This window comes from Pseudoalteromonas sp. R86517 (assembly GCF_042466295.1).
GTDB classification, from domain to species: Bacteria; Pseudomonadota; Gammaproteobacteria; order Enterobacterales; family Alteromonadaceae; genus Pseudoalteromonas; species Pseudoalteromonas atlantica.
Map to the genome: position 1 here is coordinate 42,458 of NZ_JAXHCB010000001.1, position 20,043 is coordinate 62,500.

At 40.5% G+C, this 20,043-nt stretch carries 16 protein-coding genes (1 of these 16 running past the window's edge); 10 read left to right on the forward strand and 6 right to left on the reverse strand.

Annotated features, from left to right (window positions below; all coding sequences use genetic code 11):
- Positions 1 to 18: 18 nt before the first annotated feature.
- The 5 genes from SJY38_RS00205 to gmk all read right to left on the reverse strand — a co-directional run bounded on the left by SJY38_RS00205 (position 19) and on the right by gmk (position 5,426).
- Entirely contained in the window at positions 19 to 1,626 is a 1,608-nt protein-coding gene (locus SJY38_RS00205; protein WP_286740634.1) for a DUF342 domain-containing protein, read from the reverse strand.
- 151 nt (positions 1,627 to 1,777) lie between these two features.
- Positions 1,778 to 2,170 (reverse strand): RidA family protein, encoded by a 393-nt coding sequence (locus tag SJY38_RS00210; protein WP_004588255.1) that lies wholly within the window; start codon positions 2,168 to 2,170, stop codon positions 1,778 to 1,780.
- 12 nt (positions 2,171 to 2,182) lie between these two features.
- A complete protein-coding gene (gene spoT, locus SJY38_RS00215; RefSeq protein ID WP_004588254.1) occupies positions 2,183 to 4,288 on the reverse strand; it encodes a bifunctional GTP diphosphokinase/guanosine-3',5'-bis pyrophosphate 3'-pyrophosphohydrolase in 2,106 nt (701 codons plus the stop codon).
- Between the two features lie 127 nt (positions 4,289 to 4,415).
- The gene (gene rpoZ, locus SJY38_RS00220; protein ID WP_004588253.1) at positions 4,416 to 4,691 is read right to left on the reverse strand and encodes a DNA-directed RNA polymerase subunit omega; all 276 of its coding nucleotides are present in this window, start codon (positions 4,689 to 4,691) and stop codon (positions 4,416 to 4,418) included.
- Between the two features lie 114 nt (positions 4,692 to 4,805).
- Entirely contained in the window at positions 4,806 to 5,426 is a 621-nt protein-coding gene (gene gmk / locus SJY38_RS00225; protein ID WP_064384893.1) for a guanylate kinase, read from the reverse strand.
- 262 nt (positions 5,427 to 5,688) lie between these two features.
- Between gmk and SJY38_RS00230 the strand changes: the two genes are divergently transcribed.
- The 7 genes from SJY38_RS00230 (at position 5,689) to SJY38_RS00260 (ending at position 17,323) form a co-directional block, all read left to right on the forward strand.
- Entirely contained in the window at positions 5,689 to 8,157 is a 2,469-nt protein-coding gene (locus tag SJY38_RS00230; protein ID WP_286740631.1) for a S8 family serine peptidase, read from the forward strand.
- 147 nt (positions 8,158 to 8,304) lie between these two features.
- Positions 8,305 to 9,141 (forward strand): DUF6689 family protein, encoded by an 837-nt coding sequence (locus SJY38_RS00235; protein ID WP_024032421.1) that lies wholly within the window; start codon positions 8,305 to 8,307, stop codon positions 9,139 to 9,141.
- A gap of 33 nt (positions 9,142 to 9,174) precedes the next feature.
- Positions 9,175 to 10,068 (forward strand): FHA domain-containing protein, encoded by an 894-nt coding sequence (locus SJY38_RS00240; protein WP_286740630.1) that lies wholly within the window; start codon positions 9,175 to 9,177, stop codon positions 10,066 to 10,068.
- Between the two features lie 95 nt (positions 10,069 to 10,163).
- Positions 10,164 to 13,403 carry a serine/threonine-protein kinase gene (locus SJY38_RS00245; protein ID WP_286740629.1) on the forward strand — a complete coding sequence of 1,080 codons (3,240 nt, stop codon included), beginning with the start codon at positions 10,164 to 10,166 and terminating at the stop codon, positions 13,401 to 13,403.
- Positions 13,396 to 14,124: a sensor histidine kinase gene (locus tag SJY38_RS00250; RefSeq protein ID WP_286740627.1), complete on the forward strand. Its 729-nt coding sequence runs from the start codon at positions 13,396 to 13,398 to the stop codon at positions 14,122 to 14,124. Before SJY38_RS00245 ends, SJY38_RS00250 begins: the two co-directional genes overlap by 8 nt.
- Positions 14,121 to 14,759 carry a response regulator transcription factor gene (locus SJY38_RS00255; RefSeq protein ID WP_024032425.1) on the forward strand — a complete coding sequence of 213 codons (639 nt, stop codon included), beginning with the start codon at positions 14,121 to 14,123 and terminating at the stop codon, positions 14,757 to 14,759. Before SJY38_RS00250 ends, SJY38_RS00255 begins: the two co-directional genes overlap by 4 nt.
- A 101-nt stretch (positions 14,760 to 14,860) precedes the next feature.
- Positions 14,861 to 17,323, forward strand: coding sequence for a S8 family serine peptidase (locus SJY38_RS00260; protein ID WP_286740626.1), 2,463 nt, complete (start codon positions 14,861 to 14,863; stop codon positions 17,321 to 17,323).
- A gap of 69 nt (positions 17,324 to 17,392) precedes the next feature.
- On the opposite strand, the gene SJY38_RS00265 is transcribed toward SJY38_RS00260, so the two are convergent.
- Entirely contained in the window at positions 17,393 to 18,253 is an 861-nt protein-coding gene (locus tag SJY38_RS00265; protein ID WP_024032427.1) for a YicC/YloC family endoribonuclease, read from the reverse strand.
- 163 nt (positions 18,254 to 18,416) lie between these two features.
- On the opposite strand from SJY38_RS00265, the gene rph reads away from it, so the two are divergent.
- The 3 genes in view from rph to SJY38_RS00280 are tightly spaced (at most 58 nt apart) and all read left to right on the forward strand, a layout consistent with a single transcriptional unit that may run on beyond the window.
- The gene (rph, locus tag SJY38_RS00270; RefSeq protein ID WP_004588248.1) at positions 18,417 to 19,130 is read left to right on the forward strand and encodes a ribonuclease PH; all 714 of its coding nucleotides are present in this window, start codon (positions 18,417 to 18,419) and stop codon (positions 19,128 to 19,130) included.
- A gap of 12 nt (positions 19,131 to 19,142) precedes the next feature.
- Positions 19,143 to 19,787, forward strand: coding sequence for an orotate phosphoribosyltransferase (gene pyrE / locus SJY38_RS00275; protein ID WP_004588247.1), 645 nt, complete (start codon positions 19,143 to 19,145; stop codon positions 19,785 to 19,787).
- 58 nt (positions 19,788 to 19,845) lie between these two features.
- Positions 19,846 to 20,043: the 5' portion of a diacylglycerol kinase gene (locus SJY38_RS00280; protein ID WP_004588246.1), read on the forward strand. 186 nt of this gene lie beyond the right edge of the window; only the first 198 of its 384 coding nucleotides appear in the window; it begins with the start codon at positions 19,846 to 19,848; the stop codon falls past the right edge of the window.

Consider the following 20,043-nt stretch of genomic DNA (forward strand, 5'->3'; position numbering starts at 1 on the left):
AAGGGCGCTAAATGCGCCCTAATGTGTTTTAAAGTTTATTTCTACTTTATTGTTTTGTAGGTTTATATTGCAAGGTGGGTAGTTGCGGGTAGTTTTTAATACTTTATCAAAAATATGGATCTCTACCCCTGAGTGTAATGATGTATTAACGACGAGATTTGCATCGCTTAGTAGGTCGTGGAGTTCATGATCTAGGCTAGATAACTTTTTCTCTAGCTGCTCTGCTTGTTGGCAATAATGCTGCTGTGTTGCGCCAATTTTTTTAATGAGCAGATTCTTTTTTTCTATATCTTTTACTTTATCTGCTTTTTCTAGTGCTGCTTGAAGGGTATCTAGCTGCTCATCGGTTTTTGCTAAATCTTTAAAGCAGTTATCTGTGTCGGCCGTTATTTCAGCGCCGGATGCGGCTAAATTGATAGCCATTTTTGCGCCTGATTCATTGCCTATTTCGCCAGCTATTAACACGGTTGCATCAAGAATCTCTCCACCAAAAATTTTCCCTTTGGGTAACTCTGTTTGGCCAACTTGTAATAAGTGTTTTGCTTTAATCGCACAGTGGCTAGCTTGGCGGTCTATAAAAATGTTTTTGCCTTGCATATAACAGTATTGTGCGTGAGATACATGCACATCACCTTCACTTTTAATAGAGCAAGACAAAGTTTTATCTTCGAGCTTTTTATGGCCAATAATGCCTTGCTTTACAGTGATGTTTCCGCCGGCTGATAATTCGCCAGATTCGACCGTGCCAAAAACAGTAATGTCGCCTTTTGCCGTGACTCGCATTCCTGGGTCAATGTTTTTAGTCACAATAACACTGCCTTCAAAATCAATATGGCCGCTTTTAACATCTACATCAGAGATGGTAAAAATATCATCAACTCGCATACCGTTAGGTATTTCTACGGGGACTCCCGCTGTTGTAGAAACAAGCTCGAGCGGATTTGTTTTTGATATTTCGGCGCCTTCGCCTGACACTAACTTTTTATTCTCACCGGGTTTAGCCGGTAGTATGTCACCTACTACAGTGAATCCTTCTTTACCGGGAGTTGCAGGTTGTTGGCGGATCAGTACAGTGCCGGGCTCTACGCTTGCCAGTTTACCAAAGTCGCGCATATCAACACTGCCATCTTCCTTCATTTTTGGTGCTTTTAGGCGATCTTTGAGGGTTTCTACCATAGCTACAAATTTTGTTGCTGTGCCTTCGGCTGGCCGGCGGCCTTTGGCTAGAATCCCTTTTGCCACTGTACCTGGGGGTAAGTTAAATTGTTTATCTAAAAGCTGCTCTAAAAAAGCTTGTTTGTAACCACGTACAACCCCTGCTTTTATGAGTTGTTTTTTGCTCTCTTCTAACGAAAGTACTTTACCACCATAAGCTAAGGTTAGCTCACCTATGGCTTGCATTTTATCTTCACTTAACGTTACCACAAGCGATGCATCGTGCTTACTTGCTACAACCAAGGTTGGCTCATTATTTTGCGCTTTAAAAAAATTATCAATAGCCTCGTGGTCAATTTTGCATTCGCAAAACGTCGACTTCTCGAGTGCATCAATAATAAAAGCGGCGCTAGGTGGAGCGTGCTTACTTACATCAAGTAATACGTTCCCATTATTGGCAAGCTTAAACACTAGTTAATCCTTTTCCACTACTTAAGTTAAGATTGATTTTATTGCATGATTACAGAGTGCTAGATATTTACATGTGAGTCAAGAAAGGGCGTTAAACAAAGGCTAGCAGTGAAAAATAGAGCTATAAAGGGGGTTTATAGCTCTATATTTATTAATTAGTTGAAGGAAGTTCCATTATGCCGTCAATTTCAACTTGTGCGCCTTTTGGTAGAGCACGTACACCTAATGCTGCACGGGCAGGATAAGGCTGCTTGAAATATTGGCTCATTACTTCATTAACAGTGGCAAAGTTTGATAAGTCTGTTAGGTAAATATTAATTTTAACAAGATCTTGGATTTTACCGCCTGCTTCTTCGCACACCGCTGTAATGTTTTTAAATACTTGATGTGTCTGCTCGCTAAAGTCTTCTGAAACCATTTCCATTGTTTCTGGGACAAGTGGAATTTGTCCAGATAAATAAACGGCAGTACCTACTTTAACCGCTTGGCTATAAGTGCCGATGGCAGCAGGTGCTTTTTCGGTAGAAATAAATGCTTTATTCATGAGTTTCCTATTTTACTTTTTACGATAGACTCTTTGCACATCAGGCATCACGCGAATGCGGCGCATAATATTAGCAACATGGACGCGGTTTTTAACGGTAACGCCCAAGTCTATCACATATAAATTACTTTCTTTTTCGTCGGTAGTGATCTCAACAATGTTGGCTTGGGTTGTAGCAACAACATTTGTGAGTTTAGCCAAAGCCCCTTGGTGATTAATTATTTCCACCCGTAGCGCAGCTATATATTCTTTTTCTGGATTGTCATCCCATTTTACAACCAAGTATTTTGAGCGTTCGTTTTCCCAGCCGCGAATATTTTTACATTCTTGGCGGTGAACGGTAAGCCCTTTACCTTGGCTAATATGTGCAGTGATGGCATCCCCTGGTACAGGTCGGCAACACTTAGAATAATTAACCAACATGCCTTCGGTACCAATAATGGTTGCTTTGGCTTGTTTGCTAATATCTGACAAGTCGTCGCTTTCTTCTTGCAATAAGCGTTTGGCGATTAACACGCTCATTAAGTTACCTGCGCCTATTTCTACTAGTAATTCTAATACTGTAGATAGTTCGTGCTCTTCGAGTACGCGGGCTATGTTTTCATCGGCAATGCTGTCGAGCTTATTTTCACCTAAGGCAGAATCGAGTAAGCGTCGGCCTAATAACAATGCTTCTTCTTGGTGCTGGCTCTTAAGGTAGTTTCTTATCCCTAAACGGGCTTTACCTGTAACTATAAAGTTTAACCACGTTGCATTAGGGTGTGCACCCGAGCTGGTAATAATTTCAACACTTTGCCCAGTATCTAAGGCTTTGCTTAGCGGGTAAGGTTTACGGTTTACCCTTGCACCTACACAAGTGTTACCTACATCAGTATGCACCGCGTAAGCAAAATCAACCGCGGTGGCGCCCATTGGCAACTCTACTATGCGGCCATCGGGGGTAAATACGTATATTTCTTCTGGGAACAGCTCGGTTTTAACGTTCTCGACAAATTCGAATGATGAGCCGGCACTTTGTTGAAGCTCCAGCAAACTTTGCATCCATTGACGCGCACGCTGTTGAGCTGTATTACCCGCGCCATCACCGGCTTTTTTATACATCCAGTGCGCAGCAACCCCTTTATCGGCCATGTGATCCATGTCATGCGTACGCACTTGTATTTCTACCGGAATACCGTGTGGGCCTACTAATGACGTATGCAAAGACTGATAACCATTTGTTTTAGGTACGGCTATATAATCTTTAAAACGCGTTTCGATAGGTTTATAAAGGTTATGTGCAACACCTAACACGCGATAACAGGTATCCATTGCATCTACGTTTATTCTAAAGGCGTAAATATCCATTACCTCATTAAAAAGCAGCTCTTTATTAAGCATTTTTTTATAAATGCTATAAAGGTGTTTTTCGCGCCCAGAAACCGTCGCCTTAATACCAGACTCTTCAAGACGTGCTTCTATTTCGGTTTGAATGTTAGAAATAACTTCTTTGCGATTGCCTCGCGCTTTTGCCACTTCAGATTTAAGTGCGCGATGACGCATAGGGTATAAAGCCTGAAAACCTAAATCTTCTAGCTCATTTTTAATATCGTGAATACCTAAACGGTTTGCAATAGGTGCGTAAATTTCAAGTGTTTCACGGGCAATACGACGGCGCTTATCAGGGCGTAGAGCACCTAATGTACGCATATTGTGAGTACGATCGGCCAGTTTAATTAAAATAACCCGAATGTCTTGGGTCATAGCCATGATCATTTTTCGGTAGTTTTCAGCTTGGAATTCTTTTTTGTCTTTAAAGCTGAGCTTATCGAGCTTACTTACCCCTTCAACAAGTTCGGCAACCGTATCGCCAAATATTTCGGCTAAGTCCTGTTGGCTAAAATCGGTATCTTCAATAACGTCATGCATTAGCGCGGCCATAAGTGTTTCATGGTCAAGGTGCATGCCAGCAAGAATTTGGGTTACTTCAACAGGGTGAGTAATGTACGGCTCGCCGCTTGAGCGAGTTTGCCCCTCGTGAGCCTCTCGGGCTACCACGTAGGCTTTTTGCACTAGCTCTACTTCAGCAGCAGGCAAGTATTCAGATATTTTCTTTTTAAGACCTTCAAAAAGATACATTCACACTCCAATGTTCTCGTGAAGCAATAAGTAACGGTAAGTAATAGAATATACGATGAAAAGAGGGGATTGCCAACGGCTAGAGTAGAAATACTGAGCCGTTGACTAAATCAAACCGGGTGGTTGATTATTGATTACCGCCAACAATAGCAGCAACCGCAGCTAATTCAGCTGCTTCTTGGTGTTGTTGTTCTTCACGGTCAATAACGTCCATGGATGAACTATCAACTAAACCTTTTTCGATTTCACGTAGAGCGATAACGGTTGGTTTGTCATTTTCAGCGTCTACTAGTGGGTCTTTACCACCAACAGCAATTTGGCGGGCACGACGAGCCGCAACTAAAATTAAGTCAAAACGATTACCAATTGCATCTACTGCATCTTCAACTGTTACGCGAGCCATCTCAGCACTCCAAAATAATTTAAAAGCAAAGGCGTAGTTTACTGCAAGCAGCTTGTTTCGCCAATAGCCAGTGGTTAATTTTTACCAGTTTTCCCTGTAAAGGGCATAAATGGCTTATTTAAGTAAGTTTGTAATTAAATCGTGATGACGACTAGCTTGGGCTTTTAACGTTAAGCGCTGCGCTAACACGATAGTTTCAATATTGCTAAGGGCGGTTTCAAAATCATCGTTAACCACAACATAATCATATTCATTGTAGTGCGATGTTTCTGATTGCGCTTTGGCCATACGCCCAGCGATGACCTCGGCAGAATCTTGGCCTCGGTTATTTAAGCGCTGCTCAAGCTCTGCTTTAGAAGGCGGCAAAATAAAAATTGTTTGCACGCTTGGCATAATTTCGCGCACTTGCTGCGCGCCTTGCCAGTCAATATCTAAAAATACATCAATACCGGCATTCAGCTGCGACTCAATAGCCTGCTTTGAGGTACCGTAGTAATTATCGAATACTTGCGCCCATTCAAAAAAATCATCTTTGGCAATTAATGCTTTAAATTCATCGGCGCTTACAAAGTGATAATGCACCGCATTTTCTTCACCAGGACGAGGGCTTCGGGTGGTATGCGAGACCGATACTTTCATATCTGCGTGTTTTTTTAGTAACGCCGTGATTAAGCTAGATTTACCTGCACCAGAAGGCGCCGATAAAATAAATAAATTTCCGCGAGTTTGAGCCATGTTTTTCTCTACTTAAAATAAACAGGCTTGGACTAAATCAATAATCCAAGCCTTTAATTGCGCTATTGTACTTTATTTAACACTTTTTACTCAACCATCTCTTATTAACACCCCCTCTGCTTGTATGTAGGGGTTTTCCCCTATGACTTATAGGGAGTGATCCTGATATGCAAGAAAGCGCTTTGCTTATTAAATGTACTTGTAAACAAAATATTAACCAAACAATGTTAAGCAAACATTCTTTTAAGTAGGTGGGTAAATTATGAAGTCATCAATTAAGAATATACTGGCTGGTCTTTCTCTTGCAGGATTTAGCCTTAACGCTGCAGCCGCAGCTGTTATAGGTAATCAACTAGAACAAAAACTACAAACAATGTCTGCAACAGAAAGTGCCATGGTTGTGGTCAGTTATGATCAACTAGGCGCACTAAGTAATACTCAATTACAAAACTTATTAAGCTTAGGCTTGGTTGAAGGTGTGCAATTTAAGTCTTTGCCAATTATAGGCTTGTTGGCTACACCTTCACAAATATCTCAGTTAGTAAACGTGCCAGGTGTTCGTTCTGTTTATGCAAATAGATCACTTACTTATTTTAATAAAGAAGCACGCGAATTAACGGGTGTAGATAAGCTTCAATCAGATGATTTTGAAGCCCACAATGGAATCAAATTTACGGGCAAGGGTGTGACCGTAATAGTGAATGACTCGGGTATTGATGCCACATTAGATGACTTAGAGTATGGCTCTAAGGTTATTGAAAACGTACAGGGGGTTACACATGCACAAGCAATTTCGCTTACTGGAATAGATGGTGTTTGGATAGAGGGCCAACCAAATACAGACTTAAATGTAGGCCACGGCACTCATTGTGCTGGCACTGTAGCGGGTTGGGGCTCTCATTCTGATGGTGAATATAAAGGTGCGGCTCCAGGCGCTGACTTAATTGGCTATGGCTCTGGAGCTGGTTTGTCGATTTTAGATGCGTTGGGTGGTTATGACTATGCGATTAGTCATATTTGGGATTTCAATTCGCCAATTCGAGTAATGAGTAATTCATGGGGCTCAAGTGGTAAGTTTGACCCATTAGGACCAATTTCACTGGCTTCTTATAAGGCGTACAAGCTAGGCATGATCTCGGTTTTTGCAGCTGGAAACTCAGGTTCGGGCGAAGATACACATAATCCGTATGCTCAAATCCCGTGGGGGATGTCGGTTGGCGCGAGTACTAAGCAAGCTGAGTTGATTGATTTTTCATCGAGAGGCAAAAATGGTGAAGTAGGCGACTTTACTATGCCAGACGGCAGTGAATGGACTTATAAAAATGAAGTAAGTATTGTCGCCCCCGGTGTTGATATTATCTCTACAAGAGCAAAAACGAATGTTGTATCTAATGGCGGAGCAGATGATATTGATGCCATGCCTGCTGAGCACCTTCCTTATTACACTATGATTTCGGGCACATCAATGGCTACGCCGCATGTGGCTGGTGTGATTGCACTTATGCTAGAAGCAAACCCAGAACTCACACCTTTAGAAGTGAAAAAAATCATCCAAGAAACGGCAACCAATATGCCAGGCTATGAAGCATGGGAGGTTGGTGCAGGGCATATAAATGCATATGCAGCTGTTGCAGGTGCATTAGGTTACGATAATCAAAATAGCGTAACAGTTAACAACTTAAATGACTTTAATGCTAACGCCATTACATTGGCAGACGCTGATCCGCAGCCTTTTGAAGTCTTATACTCACCGGTTGGGGAGCCTGAAGTGCACAGGTTTAACGTAAATGCAGAGGATAGCTGGATAAATGTTTCTTCTGAGGTTTTTGCTACAACCACTAAGTTAAAGTTAGAAGCGCCAGATGGCACTGTGTATATGGGTAACTTAACACTGCCAGTACTTGATACAACTATGCGGGTTTCTGCACCTGCGCAAGAAGGCGAATGGAAATTATCTGTATATGGAATGACATCGTTATCCGGCGTACAAGCAGACCCTACTGGATTAACTAACGGCCCAGGCGTACCTGAATTTATTAGTGGTGAAATTTCAATTTTAAAATCGGGTGGCTACGAAGGGCTAGACGATATTGAGGGGCATCCAGCGCAAAATGCAATTGAGTTTGCTGTCAGTGAGCGCCTAGTTGATAGCAGAAACAATCTTTTATATCGCCCAGATGCAAACCTTAAACGCAAAGAACTTGCTAAGTATCTTGTTATGGGTATGTCTGTTAGGCAGCATAGAGATATTTTAAACAATGAAAAAATGCCCCTTTCAGATGTAAACGGCCAATACACACCTTTCATTGAAGCTGTGACTGAGGTTGGTTCTGCGTTAAAAGATCGCACTCAAATCCAAGCACCAGTTATGCTCACAAGCGAAGGGACATTTTCACCTCAAGGTAATGTAACAAAAGAAGAGCTGGCCTATTCACTGGTTCAAGGACTTGGTTTAGAGGAGCAAGTGCGTGCCTTTACAGGTGATATCACAATTGAATATAACTCAGAGCGTATTCCAGTATTAGATACAGACCAAGTTGCACCTGAGTTTAGAGGCTATGTTCAAGCTGCTATTGATATGTCACTGATTAACGTTACCTATCAAGTTGAGCAAGGGCCCTATGATTTATCGCCAACCGTTGTTGCTTACTTTAAACCTCAAAGCAAGGTTAAGCGTGGCGACTATGCGGTAATAATTTCTCGTTTATTCAATAATTACTTACGTAAATAAATACTAGCAACTCAAAAGCCAGTCATATATTTGTCTGGCTTTTATTTGTTGCAATAAATGCATGTATCATGCTAGTTTTTAATTACAGGTGAAAAAATAGTAACCATTTTGTAGTTGGTTCATTGGTTGTGTTTTCTGGGGATCACTATGCTAAACATAAAAAAATTACTAATTGCTTCATATACAGGGTGTTTACTGTTTATGAGCTCGCAAGTAGAAGCTACGGATATAGTATCTGTTAATATACATGGCAATTCTGCCGAAGCTATTATCGAGCTACCTGGTGGAGTTTCTGCGGATATAACCTTAGAGTTTGAAAATGCAGTAGGGTTAACAGCACAAAATTTAGGTATCAGTGCTGAAGTAGTTGATATTACATCTCAAGCGTTGTTACAGCGATTACCGAGCATTACTGATATAGCACCGGCAGCTGCTTTTCCAATGATGATAACAATAGAGCCGCAGTTAACGAGTGGCTTTTCTTTTTCTGGTTTGGCAACCGTTGATATACATACTCATAACTTAGAGTATACCGCGGGCACGCCGCTGCGCTTTTTCAAAGCGCCATTAAACGGTGAGTTTAAAGATATTACTATGACCATGGGAGCTGGCAGCTACAGAGCGCGTGGCTCTACCGGCCGTTTCTCTCAATTTATAATTGTCGCTGACTTACGTCCTCAAGTAACGGTTATAGACTCTAAATATAATGATTTGCAAACTGCTTTAAACAACTTTTCAGCAGATATTGACCCCGCTGTTTATTCAGCTTTATTACAAGATTTAGCAGATGTAAATCAGCTTATGTTGCTGCAAAATTACAGTGCTGCAAGCAACAAACTTAATTCCTTTAATCGAAGAATAAGCGATAACAGTGGCGATAAAGTGCCTAATGTATGGCGCTCTAGCAGAGATATAAGCAATGTGGCGGGTGAGCTGATGGCTTATGCGAATACCTTACGCTTTAGTCTACGTTTAGCTAATTAGTGTCAACAAAAAGACTATTTAAAGAGTAAAACTATGCCTGCGCGAATTACGGTTTGTTATACCAACCAGCCAGCGGTTGAAAGTTTTTTATATGAGGAGAGCGACTATCGTATTGGTCGCTCTAAAGAATGTGAGCTAATACTTGAGCATCCTACCGTTTCGCGCCAACATGCGACCGTAGTTAACTTAAATCGTGTGTGGCAGCTTAATGATGAATCAAGTCGAAACGGCACTCGAGTTAATGGGCTGGCTATTTCTAGCTCAACCTTAGAAGATGATGCCATAATATCTATTGGTAAATTAGATTGCTTATTTGAGTCTAAATCTACACAGCAAATTCAAGCTATTCAGAGCCACAATAATTGGCGGTTATCTGCGAGTAAGCCAGGCATAAAAAATATTACAGTTAATTTAAAGCAAAACTTATTATCACAATTACAAAACCTGATTATGCTTACCGGTACTCAACGAGGGGGGGTATTTTTAGGCAATACATTACAAAGCCTAAGTGTGTGTATAACGCAGGGGTTATCGAGCAAAGATTTTAAGCTTAATAATTTTGAAGGGAGCATTGGTGCAATATCGCAATGTTACTCAAAAGGTGAGCCAATTATTGCCATGGATATAACGCACCATCAGCTTTTAAGTAGTCGACAAAGTATTGAGCTTAAAAAAATATCTGCTTTAGCGTGTATCCCCCTGACTTATGAAGGTTTAATTATTGGGGTTATTTACACCGACAGCAAAATGTCTGGAAAGGTGCTTACAGAGTTAGATCTTGAAATATTAACCAGTATAAGTTTGCAAATAGAGACCACAGTACAAGCTATTTTACTTCAACAGTCTATAGAGTTATTACAGTCGCAACTTATAAATTCCTCTTCTTTTGACGGTAATGACTATAATTTATTTAAATTATGTCATTAAAAGAGTAACGCGATATCAACTCCGACGACCGTAATCAAAGTTCATTAAACGAAACACAACTTATATCGCCGCAAAGCGATTTACAACCAGGAAGTTTGTTAGTTGGGCGTTTTGAAATTGTCTCAGCCCAAGGGCGCGGGCAATATGGTTGTGTATATAAAGCACTTGATACACAACTGCAAACTTACGTTGCTATTAAGGTGCTTAATAGCGCACTTCACAACAGTGAGCAGGCAATTAGTTCATTTAAAAACGAGCTACTTTTAGTCAGGCAACTAAGTCACCCAAACATAATCCGTGTGCATGAATATTACTTCGATCAACAACTTCACTTTATAACAATGGATTGGATTGAGGGGCTTACATTAGAAGATAAAATCGCAGAAAAAAAACTCACCTCTCAAGAAATAATTGATATTGTTAAACAGCTTTTTGCAGGGTTAGCGTGCGCAGATGAAGTTGGTATAGTTCATAAAGATTTAAAGCCCGATAATATTTTAATTGATACTGAAGGCAAGGTTTACATTGCCGACTTTGGCTTAGCAGTTTTAAAAAATAACGATAACAGCCAAAGTATTATTGGCACACCTTACTACGCGGCACCTGAGTATCTACTGCAAGGTAAAGTTAATAAAAGCACTGACTTGTACTCCCTCGGGGTAATTATTTATCAGCTTTGTTGCCATTCAATGCCTTTTAAGGGGAATAGTCTTGAATTAATCATTGATAGTAAGCTTTCAGGAAATATTAAATTTAACCCTTATCAGGCAAGATTAAAGTCATTAAAAGCTTTAGTGCTCAGTATGCTTGCTGCAAATACTCAGTCTCGGCCTGAAAGTGTAAGCCTCGCCTCACGCTTATTTGAGTCGCTTATTAATAAAAATGCTAAGCGTAATACTCGCCCCGTTATGCTATTTGCAGCCGCTTTTGCATTTGTTGGGTTTATTTGGGTGCTAGCAAAAATTGAAAATACGGCAAACACAGATAAAGCAAACTATTCGTCTATTGCTATTTTACCCACAGTCATGAATAGCGAAACGGAAGATGATGCGTTTACTGACTTTATACATTACAGATTGTCGCATGTGAGCAATCTAAGAGTTATCGATACTTCGCGTGTTACAAATTTGCTAAAGCAATTAGGTTTAAATCCGCCATTAGATAAAGCGAAAGTAGAGCTACTGTCTGACTTACTTAAGGTGGATGCTTTAATTAGTCCTACAGTTATTCGCACAGGTGGTAATAGTCAAGATGTTCAAATTAAACTAATAAAGGTCGATGGCTTCAATACAAACGAATCTCTATTATTAAACGCCCCGCTTGATGATAAAAAATGGAATAGCGTTGCAAGTCAGGCCGTAAAAAATTTAAAACAAGCCCTTAACCTAAAAGAGCAAGCCGGTAAATCACTGTTACTTAGCAGCCCTCCATCAAAAGCACTGTTTAATATAAAAAAGCAGATTGAATTGGGTAATGTAGAAGAGGCAAAAACTAAGTTGCAATCGTTATTGGCTCAAAACCCTAGCTTAGCGCAAGGTTGGTTGGTATTAGGTGAGCTTTTGTTAGAAAATAATTTGATAATAGAGGCAGAACAGGCGTATTCAAAAGTGCTACAGCACGCTAAACCTCTAACTTACAACGCTAAATTTGCTAGTGCGCGGCTTAATGATTTAGCAGGTAAAGTAGAGCTGGCTAAAAATGATTATTTAGAGCTCATAAAAGCATTCCCTTACAATATTGAATTAAAAATTGCCTTAGCAGAGTTTTACTTTTTTATAGAGCAGCATAGTAAGGCTGAGCAATTGTTGTTAGATGTTGTAAAGCTCGATCCATACCACCCTAATGCTTGGTTTATGCTTGGTCGAGCTGCTTTTTTACAAGGTGATTTAAATAAAGCAGTGGATGATTACTTTGTAAAAGCACTGGTTACAGCTAAAAAGTTAAAGAACCCACTTAAAGAGGGGGAAGCATTAAATGCATTTGGTGTTGTTTACGGTCAACAAGGAAATACCGAACTGGCGTTTGATTATTACTTACAAGCATTAACAGTACGTCAAAACATGGGAGACTCGGCAGGTGTAGCTACAACCATGACAAACTTAGCTTCTTTGTACCTTGCTGAGGCGCAGTATAAACAAGCTGAAGACTATTTAGAAAAAAGCTTAGATATATATACCCAGCTAGGCGATCAGCAAGGGCTTTCTAATTCTTATAATGAACTAGGTGTACTTGCTGAAGAACAGGCACTTTATCAAAAAGCGTTAAAGCATTATCAAGATGCGCTAACAATCAGAATAAACCTTAGTAACCAAATGCTACAGGCTGAGAGCATGAATAACATTGGCTTTATGTATTACATGTTACTCAATCATGAACATGCTTTAGTTTATTGGCAGCAGGCTGAGCAGCTATTTCAACGTATTCAATTTCCAATAGGCATTATTCATGTGCAACAAAACTTAGCGCAAATTGAATTATCAAAAGGAAATTGGCGTAATGCTTTTCACCTTTTTAATAACACGCTTAAAGATGCTAGTGCGTTAAATAGTGTAGAAGAAACCATAGTTGCTAAAAGCTACTTAGCTAAGCTTGGCTTTTTACAAGGTGGTTTTAAACAGAGTTTTAGTGAGCTTGAAAGTGTTTATCAGCAAGCTGAAGCGCTTAATGACGTAAGAGCAATTGCCGAGTTTGGTTTATGGCTTGCGGATTGGTCAATGCAACTTGGCTTAAAAGAACACGCTATTAGCTATTTAGAAAAAGTGGAACTGGCTGTCGCGAATAACGGTAATGTTGAGTACCACAATAAACACGCCTTTTTATCTCGCTATATTAATGATCAACTTCACTTAAACAACTTACAAAGCCAAGCGCTAGTTGCACCTGATTTTGCTCATCAATCAGTGTATATACGTGAGCTTATTTATGCAGCCCGAGAACACCTACGTACCGGTAAAAAGGACATCAGTGCTTATTTAGCCAAGTTAAAAGCTGCAGATTACGAATTACAAAAGTACCAATACATTGACTATTTAGAGCTATTGGCCATACAACAGTTTTTAAATAAGCAATGGCAAGCACTTCAAGCAACACTTAGAGAGGCTGAGCTATTACAAAGAAACATGGGAGGCTATTGGCGTAGTTTTCAATTTGACCGACTGCATGCACAACTTGCATTAGCAAATGAGGCCGACTCTTCGGCGTATACAGCTAAAGTAGATAAAAAAGTGGCAGATCTGCTCAATAATTTACCTAAAAACGCTGAACACACATTTTTATCAACCTTAAGTTATTTTGAATTAAATGACGGCTTTGGAGAACTTAGCGCGAATGACTAAAGATAGTGATACGGATATTGCTTATTTTGTTGAGCAATTAAACCAAAAACAGCAGTTAATTACCCAGCAGCTCAATACAAATAATGAGCAAATGCGTGGTTTGGCAAAGCGGGTATGGCGTGTTCAAGAAAACGAACGTAAGCAAATAGCGCAAGAGCTACACGATGGCGTAGGGCAGTTATTAACAGCACTTATAAACCAATTACAACAAGTGCAAAATGACTCACCAACTAATGAATTAACGCAAAGTATAGAGCTGGCTCGTCAAGCATTGTCAGACACACGTGTGATTTCTCGGTTAATGCGCCCTCGTATTTTAGATGACTTAGGATTAGTGCCCGCTCTTGAGTGGTTGGTAAGAGTTATGGGTGAGCCTTGTGAGGTTTTAGTAAAGCTCCATCATAAAATTGATGCGCCGCTCAAAGATGAGATTCAAACTTTAGCCTTTAGGGTTGTTCAAGAGGCGCTTACCAACGCGATAAAACATGCAGATGCTTCTTTAATCACAATTAATTTAATAGCTACTGAAAGCTTATTAATGATAAAAATAAAAGACGATGGTGTAGGAATTCAGGTGAGCCCGCAAAATTACAAAGAGGGCTTTGGGTTAGGTGCTATGCACGATAGAGTTGCAGCTTATGGCGGGCAATTAACTATAAATTCAGCCCCAGGTGAAGGCAGCGAAATAAAAGTTTTAGTAACAGGTAAGGAGGTTTTATGATCAGCGTGCTGGTGGCAGACGATCATACAATTTTACGCCAGGGGTTAGTAAGCTTACTTAGTAAAGATGAGAATATTTGTGTAGTGGCAGAAGCCGCTGATGGTATGCAGGCTGTTACTAAGGCACTAGCATTAAAGCCATGCGTTATTGTTATTGATATAAGCATGCCTGAACTAAACGGTATGGAGGCAGTTAAAAGGCTGCACGAACAACTCCCTGAATCTAAAGTATTGGTTTTGACCATGCACGAAGAACAAGAGTATGTAATTCATATGGTTCGTGCTGGTGCATCAGGCTACCTATTAAAAGATAGCGCCAGCGATGAGTTATTAGATGCCGTTAATGCACTCTCACAAGGTAAAACGTATTTTAGTCAGTACGCAGCTAATGTTTTAGCCTCTTTATCGTGCAAGCCAGCTGAGCAATGGCAAGACCCATATAAAAACCTTACCAGCAGAGAGAGAGAAGTTTTTCATTTAATAATTGAAGGTAAAACAACAAAAGACATAGCGCGCTCACTCGATATTAGCGTTAAAACGGCTGAAAACCATCGAGGAAAGGTGCTCGATAAGCTCAGTGTTGCTAATGCTGCAGAGCTTGTACGCTATGCAGCTAAAAATAACCTATTGCTATAAAACGGGTGTTTTAACTAATACACCCTAGGGGTTTTCCCGTATGTTTTAAACGTTAGTTGTTTGCCATTCTCAATGGGTCAAAACAATTAAGGTGTAAGCTCATGTTTAAAACAACACTAAAAACTAAAAAATTACTGATCGGACTTATGAGTGCGGGTATGTGCTTAGCGCCCTTGCACGTATCAGCAAAGTCATTAGGGCCGCAGCTGCAACAACTACTTACAAGTGCAACAGATCAAGATGCTTTTGAAGTAATCGTAACGTTTGAAGGTAAAGGAAAGCTAACAAGCGATCTAACCAATGTTATCGAATCGGCGGGTGTACTTGGAGGGATCACCTTTAATAATCTACCAATTATGGGAATAAAAGCGACCAAGGCTCAAATTGATGCAATTTATGCCTCTGATAAGGTCCGCTCAGTTTGGTATAACTCACCGCTTACGTTAGAAAATGACGGCTCAACACAAATTACAGGTGTAGATAGGCTTCGTGAAGATTCATCACTACGTAACCAAGGCATGCCTTTTTCGGGCCGTGGTATTGGGGTAGTAGTTAACGACTCAGGTGTAGACGGCACTCACTCAGATATTAAATATCCAAACCATGTTATACAAAACGTATTGGCGCAAACCAATTTGCACTCTCTTTCTGAAATACTACCTATTACCTATCAAGAAAACACGGCAAATACAGATATTGCTGGTGGCCATGGTTCGCACGTAGCTGGCATTATTGGTGGTAATGGCGCCATGTCTAGTGGTAAGTATCAAGGGGTTGCGCCCGGAGCTAAAATTATTGGTTATGGCTCAGGAGCTGGTTTATTTATACTTGATACGATAGGGGGCTTTGATTACGCTTTAACTCACCAATACGATTACAATATTCGTGTGATCTCTAATTCATTTGGTAGTACTAGTGATACAGGCACCGACTTCAACCCAGATCACCCAACCAATGTGGCAACAAAGCAGCTTTCAGATAACGGTGTAATAGTGGTGTTCTCTGCAGGGAACTCAGGTAGCGGTGAATCGACGATTACTGGTAATTTTAAAAAAGCACCTTGGGTTATAACGGTTGCTGCAGGAGATAAAGATGGGCAGTTAGCCGATTTTAGTTCTCGCGGCGTTAAAGGTAAATCAGGCGTTGTAAGTGTAGATGGCGAAACGTTTACTTGGGAAGATCGCCCTACAATTACTGCACCAGGCGTTGATGTTATTTCTACACGTGCTTCTTTATCTAGTTTAAGTGCACTGAGCATTACAGATGATAGCGAAGTGATGGAAGCCAGTCACGTACCGTATTATACATCTATGAGTGGTACCTCGATGTCTGCCCCGCACATTTCAGGTGTTGTTGCATTAATGCTTGAAGCTAATCCAAATTTAACTTGGCGAGAAGTTAAAAGTATCTTGCAAAAAACAGCAACTAATATGCCTGGCAAAGAAGCGTGGGAAGTTGGCGCAGGTTATGTAAATGCTTACGCAGCAGTACAGTCGGTTGTAAACACACAGCTTGCATTTGGTGAAACGACTAAACTACAACGTGAATTTAATGCTTACGCGTTAACATCAATACAAGCAGACTATAGTGAATCAGTACCCTTTAGCCCAGTGGGTGAAAACGACGGTATTTTAATTCCCGTAAATGTGAATGCTTCCATGGTAATGGTTAACGCTAATGTTGACGATAATACGGTTGGCTTATCACTCGTTAGTCCTTCAGGTAAAACGTATAGTTCAAGTATTGCATTACCCGTTTTAGGACAAAATATCGCAGTTACTGCTCCGGCTGAATTTGGTAATTGGACCTTAAAAGCGCATGGTATTGGGGGAGTGTCTGGTGTTGATGTAGACCCCGCTGGCCTTACAAATGGTTACGGGCTACCTAGTGAAATCACTGCAAATATTAAAATAGTTAAGACCGATGGGTATAAAGGCCTCAGAGATATTAGCGATCATCCTGCAAAGTCATTTATTGAATATGCCGTTAGTGAGCAGCTAGTTGATGCTAAAAGAACAGGTTTTCATCCGAATGACTATCTTTTACGCCAAGAGTTAGCTGACTTTCTTATGTTAGGAGGAGGAATTAGACAGTCGAACTTAGCTAAAAATAGTCAGTTCAATGATGTATCAAACGACTTTACTGCGGCTATTAATAGTGTGACTCAAAAAGGGGCTGCACTTAGAAATACAGAGCAAGATCAAGCAGCAGTTATGCAATCCGATGCAAGCTTATTTAGCCCTCTTGAGCCAGTTAGCCGAAATGAGCTCGCGTATTCACTAATGCAATCTTTGGCATTGGAGAAACAAGCTCTGAGCTTTGAAGGTGATGTAACAGTAGTTTATGGTGAGCAACGAATAGCTTTAGCAGACCAAGAGGCAATCCCAAGTGAGCTAAAAGGTTATGTGCAACTTGCTTTAGACTTAGGGGTAATGAATGCTTATTACAATATTAGCCAAAATGCTTATGATTTAGAGCCCACAATATCAGCATCGTTTAATGGTGATAAGTTAATTACACGAGCCGATTACGCGGTAGCAATCACAAGGCTTCACAAAAACTAACCCTCCGATGAAGTATTAAGCACCACTTTACCAACATGTATTGTGGTGCTTTTTTATATGGACTAATAGTTATTCAATATTCTGAATTTGCTCTCGCATCTGCTCAATGAGCACTTTTAGCTCTACAGCTGCATTAGTAATATCGCTATTAATAGACTTAGAGGCTAGGGTGTTTGCTTCGCGGTTAAACTCTTGCATCATAAAATCTAAACGGCGACCACATGCGCCACCTTTATTAAGAATTTTTTTAGTTTCTTTTACATGCGATTTTAAGCGGTCGAGTTCTTCGGCAACATCTTGCTTTTGCGCAAGGTAAATAAGCTCTTGTTCAAGGCGAGATTCGTCAATGTCGGTTTTTAAGTCTTCAAGCTTTTGATTAAGCTTTTCACGCTGCCACTTTGCTATTTCTGGTAAGTGACTTTCTACTACAGTAACTTGCTCAAGTATGGCATCAAGGCGAGTGGCAATCATTTCTTCTAAATTTGCGCCTTCATCGCCACGGGCTGATTTAAAATCTTCAACTACTTGGTCAAAGCCCGCTATAAGTGCTTTATTAACGGTATCTAAATCGAGCTCCTGTGCTTCCATTACGCCAGGCCAGCGCAGTATATCAACAGGGTTAATGTCGCCACTGCTTTGTTGCTGCACCCATTTAGCACTATTTATTAGTTGCTCAGCAAGTGACTCATTAATTGATAGCTCACCCACGTGTGCTGGATTTGCAACAAACTTTAAAAATACTTCAACTTTACCGCGTTGCAAATTTTTACGTAAACGCTCACGAATTACCGGCTCCATGCCACGAAATTGCTCTGGTGCGCGAATAAACGTTTCAAGGTAGCGCTGGTTTACTGAACGAATTTCCCAGGTGCCAGTGCCCCAATCGCCTTTAATTTCGCGACGCGCATAAGCAGTCATACTGTGGATCATGGATAAGTTCCTAAAATTTATTAATACAATATTGCGATGATTATACCGTAACACTGCTTAACCTCTAGAGAAAATTTATTACGCTGAATATTTTACAATCAGCATGGCATCTACCTGCACATGCACTTATAATGTCGCAAATTCAGAATTAAGGGGATCGTCAATGCGTCCAAGCGAAAGAACACCTAACCAAATTAGACCGGTATCATTTACACGTAATTACACATTACACGCTGAAGGCTCAGTACTTGTTGAGTTTGGTAATACCAAAGTACTTTGTACTGCTACGGTTGAAGCAGGTGTACCACGTTTTATGAAAGGCCAAGGTAAAGGTTGGATCAACGCTGAATACGGTATGCTACCGCGCTCAACGCATACGCGTAACGCACGTGAAGCAGCACGGGGTAAACAAGGCGGTCGTACTATGGAAATTCAACGCTTAATTGCTCGCGCATTAAGAGCTGCAGTAGATTTAAAAGCGCTTGGCGAAAACACCATTACAATTGACTGTGATGTGATTCAAGCTGATGGCGGAACACGTACTGCATCTATTAGTGGTGCATGCGTTGCTTTAGTTGATGCACTTACTCACATGCGCGCTAAAGGAATGATCAACTCAAACCCACTTAAGCACATGATTGCTGCGATTTCGGTAGGTATTTATAAAGGCCAACCAATTAGTGATTTAGAGTACCTTGAAGATTCTGAAGCCGAAACCGATATGAACGTAATTTTAACTGAAACAGGCAAAATTATTGAAGTACAAGGTACCGCAGAGGGTGAACCATTCTCGTTCGACGAATTAGATGAGCTACTTACACTGGCTAAACATTCAATCCGTGAAATTATTGACGTTCAAAAACAAGCGTTAGCATAAGCGAGTACCCCAATGAAAGATTATCAAAAAGAGTTTATTGAATTTGCTTTAGAAAAGCAGGTTTTAAAATTTGGCGAGTTTACCCTTAAATCAGGTCGTACAAGCCCATACTTTTTTAATGCTGGCCTTTTTAACACAGGACGTGATTTAGCACGTTTGGGTCGTTTTTATGCATCAGCCCTTGAAGACGCCGCAATAGAATACGACGTTTTATTTGGCCCAGCTTATAAAGGCATTCCTATTGCAACCACTACCGCAGTAGCGCTGGCAGATCACCATGATAAAGATGTACCTTATTGCTTTAACCGTAAAGAGAAAAAAGCACATGGTGAAGGTGGTACATTAGTAGGTTCTGCATTAACGGGTAAAATTATGCTGGTGGATGATGTGATCACTGCAGGCACTGCGATTCGTGAATCAATGGAAATCATTGCCGATAACGGCGCAGACCTAAGTGGTGTACTAATAGCACTTGATCGCCAAGAAAAAGGCAAAGCTGAGCTTTCAGCTATTCAAGAGGTTGAGCGCGACTTTAATACCAAAGTGATCTCTATTGTAAAATTAGCTGATCTTATTAGCTACCTTGAGAGCCAAGGTACAATGGACGAGCATTTAGCATCAGTTAAAGCATACCGAGATCAATACGGTATTGCCTAACTAAAAAAAGCCTCGCAATTGCGGGGCTTTATTTTGACCACAGTAAATAGAGCTAATAATGAAAGATGTATTTAAACCTAACGGCCTTGGTATAAAGCGTATATTTAAAGCAACGTATTGTTCGTACCTTGGTTTTAAAGCGGCCTTTATAGAAGAAGCGGCTTTTAGGCAAGAGTTGCTACTTAGCATTATTTTGCTACCCATTTCTTTTTGGCTAGCTTCATCGGTATTACATTGGGCATTGTTAGTAAGTACA

Excerpts from the sequence above, each read along its gene's own strand:
- SJY38_RS00210 (WP_004588255.1), bottom strand. The coding sequence starts at position 2,170 with ATGAATAAAGCATTTATTTCTACCGAAAAAGCACCTGCTGCCATCGGC.
- spoT (WP_004588254.1), bottom strand. The coding sequence starts at position 4,288 with ATGTATCTTTTTGAAGGTCTTAAAAAGAAAATATCTGAATACTTGCCT.
- rpoZ (WP_004588253.1), bottom strand. The coding sequence starts at position 4,691 with ATGGCTCGCGTAACAGTTGAAGATGCAGTAGATGCAATTGGTAATCGT.
- gmk (WP_064384893.1), bottom strand. The coding sequence starts at position 5,426 with ATGGCTCAAACTCGCGGAAATTTATTTATTTTATCGGCGCCTTCTGGT.
- SJY38_RS00230 (WP_286740631.1), top strand. The coding sequence starts at position 5,689 with ATGAAGTCATCAATTAAGAATATACTGGCTGGTCTTTCTCTTGCAGGA.
- SJY38_RS00235 (WP_024032421.1), top strand. The coding sequence starts at position 8,305 with ATGCTAAACATAAAAAAATTACTAATTGCTTCATATACAGGGTGTTTA.
- SJY38_RS00240 (WP_286740630.1), top strand. The coding sequence starts at position 9,175 with ATGCCTGCGCGAATTACGGTTTGTTATACCAACCAGCCAGCGGTTGAA.
- SJY38_RS00250 (WP_286740627.1), top strand. The coding sequence starts at position 13,396 with ATGACTAAAGATAGTGATACGGATATTGCTTATTTTGTTGAGCAATTA.
- SJY38_RS00255 (WP_024032425.1), top strand. The coding sequence starts at position 14,121 with ATGATCAGCGTGCTGGTGGCAGACGATCATACAATTTTACGCCAGGGG.
- SJY38_RS00260 (WP_286740626.1), top strand. The coding sequence starts at position 14,861 with ATGTTTAAAACAACACTAAAAACTAAAAAATTACTGATCGGACTTATG.
- SJY38_RS00265 (WP_024032427.1), bottom strand. The coding sequence starts at position 18,253 with ATGATCCACAGTATGACTGCTTATGCGCGTCGCGAAATTAAAGGCGAT.
- rph (WP_004588248.1), top strand. The coding sequence starts at position 18,417 with ATGCGTCCAAGCGAAAGAACACCTAACCAAATTAGACCGGTATCATTT.
- pyrE (WP_004588247.1), top strand. The coding sequence starts at position 19,143 with ATGAAAGATTATCAAAAAGAGTTTATTGAATTTGCTTTAGAAAAGCAG.